This is a genomic window from Pseudomonas sp. K5002, from assembly GCF_013386655.1.
In the GTDB taxonomy this organism is placed as follows: Bacteria; Pseudomonadota; Gammaproteobacteria; order Pseudomonadales; family Pseudomonadaceae; genus Aquipseudomonas.
The window spans coordinates 1-2,486 of record NZ_JACARK010000499.1; the positions used below are offsets into that span (position 1 = coordinate 1).

A 2,486-nucleotide genomic window follows, 5' to 3' on the forward strand; every position below is an offset into this window, starting at 1 on the left:
GTCCAGCAGGCGGTTGATGCCCTTGCGGTCGACCCGGCGCACTTCGCCGGTGTGGTGATAGTCGACGCCTTCAAGCACACCGATCGGGCGCGCCGTCACCAGGTTGCCGCTGGCCACCCGCAGGCGCGAGCCCTGCATCGGCGAGGACGCCATGTCCATCGACAACCGCGCTTCGATGGCGATACGCAGATGGCCGACCGCGTCGATCACACACTCCAGGGTTGCGGCATCGGTGATGCGCAAGCCTTCGTGGTAAGCCGGGGTCAGGCCGCGGGCGGCGAGGCGGGTTTCAATTTGCGGGCGCGAACCGTGGACCAGCACCAGTCGCACGCCCAGGCTGTGGAGCAGCACCAGGTCGTGGACGATATTGCCGAAGTTCGGGTGCTCTACACCATCGCCCGGCAGCATGACGACAAAGGTGCAATCCCGGTGGGCATTGATGTAAGGCGAAGCGTGACGAAGCCAATTGACGTATTCGGGCATAAAAACCTGGGCCTGTAATAAAAAGCAGCCAAAAAAGGATGAATCGCAAAAACGCACAGCGGGCTGTTGGTTATCGTCGGAACAGGCTTGGCGACACGCTCGCTCTCCTTCTATGTACGGATGGGCAGGGGTTAATTTATGCAGGTGTCAGGCAGTAATGTTGAATCAGTTCACGCAATAGACGCACTGTAGGCGTCAAGCGTGACATTTCAAGGTACTCGCCTGGCTGGTGGGCGCAGGCGATATCGCCAGGGCCAAGCACCAGGGTCTCGCAACCAAGGCGCTGAAGATAAGGCGCTTCGGTGCCGAACGCCACTGCTTCGGCGCGATGACCGGTAAGTCGTTCAGCTACCCGCACCAACTCTGCATCCTCGGTCTGCTCGAACGGCGGCACTTCGGGGAACAGCGGCGCATAGTCGATCTTCACCTGATGGCGCTCGGCCAAGGGTTCAAGCTTCTGCCGGATGGCAGCGCGCAGCACCTGGGGATCCATGCCCGGCAGGGGCCGCAGGTCGAATTCCAGGGAGCATTGGCCGCAGATGCGGTTGGGGTTGTCGCCACCGTGGATGCAGCCGAAGTTCATGGTCGGCTGTGGCACGCTGAACTGCGGATTGCGGTATTCGCGCTGCCAAGCCAGGCGCAGGCCACGCAGTTCGCCAATGGCGTCGTGCATGGCTTCGAGGGCGCTGTGGCCCAGGCTTGGGTCCGACGAATGGCCGCTGCGCCCGAGGATATCGATGCGCTCCATCATTACGCCCTTGTGCAGGCGGATGGGTTTGAGGCCGGTGGGTTCACCGATCACCGCCGCACGGCCCAAGGGACGACCCGCCTCGGCCAGTGCACGAGCACCGGCCATGGAGCTTTCTTCATCGCAGGTAGCAAGAATCAGCAGCGGCTGCTTGAAAGGCTGGTCGAGCAACGGCTGGACGGCTTCGATCACCAGGGCGAAAAAGCCCTTCATGTCACAGCTGCCCAGTCCTACCCAGCGGCCGTCGACTTCCGTCAGCTTGAGCGGATCGGTCTGCCATAGGGCGCCGTCGTACGGCACGGTGTCACTGTGGCCCGCCAACACCAGGCCGCCAGGGCCGGTGCCGAAACTGGCCAACAGGTTGAATTTGCCTGGGCTGACCTGCTGGATGTCGCAGGCAAAGCCCAGGTCTGCCAGCCAGGTGGCGAGCAAATCGATGACCGGGCGGTTGGATTGGTCGAGAGAGGCCTGGGTACAACTGACCGAAGGCGCGGCAATCAGCGCGGCGAATTGTTCTTTCATGGACGGTAAAGGCATGCGCTGTCTCTCAACTTCCCGGACGAACCCCATCATAGAGCTATCTGAGTGACACAATAAACCGTTGCGGCACGTTGCCGGGCTCAGTCCTGTACACTGCACGACCTTGGCAGCCACTCTTTTCCCCGGCTGCGCTCCCGATCCTGGATTTTCCGGCCATGCAGAAAGAAACCGAAATCAAGCTCCGTGTCAGCCGCGAAACCCTCGCCGCGCTGCGTGAGCACCCGTTACTGAAAAAACGCAACAAAAGTGGCTGGGAACGCCGTGAGTTGATGAACCAGTACTTCGACACCCCGGAACGCGACCTGGCCCAGGCCAAAGTGGCCCTGCGCCTGCGCAAAGACGGCGACGAAGTGATCCAGACCCTCAAGACCCGTGGCCAGAGCGTCGCCGGCTTGTCGGAACGCAATGAGTACAACTGGGACCTGGCCAAAGCCAAGCTCGACGTGAAGAAACTCGACGGCGAATGCTGGCCCGAGCAACTGGCCGAGCTGGACAAAAAGACCCTCAAGCCGATCTTCACCACCGATTTCGTCCGCGAACGCGCTGAAATCGCCTGGGGCCGCGGCAAGGCCAAGGTGGTGATCGAAGCCGCCCTGGACCTGGGCCACGTGGTTGCCGGCAAGCAGAAAGAAGAAATCTGCGAGCTGGAACTGGAACTGCGCGAAGGCGACCCGGCCGCCCTGCTGGAGCTGGCCGCTGAACTGGCCGCGACCCT

Annotated in this window: 3 protein-coding genes; 1 reads left to right on the top strand and 2 read right to left on the bottom strand. The window is 61.9% G+C overall.

Going from position 1 to position 2,486, the window contains the following annotated elements; all coding sequences use genetic code 11:
- Both argA and argE read right to left on the bottom strand, forming a co-directional pair.
- Positions 1-483 (bottom strand): amino-acid N-acetyltransferase (gene argA / locus HX846_RS21605; protein WP_178966068.1); only part of this gene is annotated, 483 nt, incomplete at its 3' end.
- 136 nt (positions 484-619) lie between these two features.
- Complete coding sequence (argE, locus tag HX846_RS21610; protein WP_102370129.1) at positions 620-1,768, bottom strand: acetylornithine deacetylase; 1,149 nt, start codon at positions 1,766-1,768, stop codon at positions 620-622.
- A gap of 158 nt (positions 1,769-1,926) precedes the next feature.
- Here argE and HX846_RS21615 point away from each other — a divergent pair.
- The coding region (locus tag HX846_RS21615) for an inorganic triphosphatase (RefSeq protein ID WP_178966069.1) at positions 1,927-2,486 on the top strand (560 nt) is incomplete at its 3' end.

What these genes read in the sequence shown, in the direction of transcription:
- argE (WP_102370129.1), bottom strand. Translation starts at nt 1,768, where the DNA reads ATGCCTTTACCGTCCATGAAAGAACAATTCGCCGCGCTGATTGCCGCG.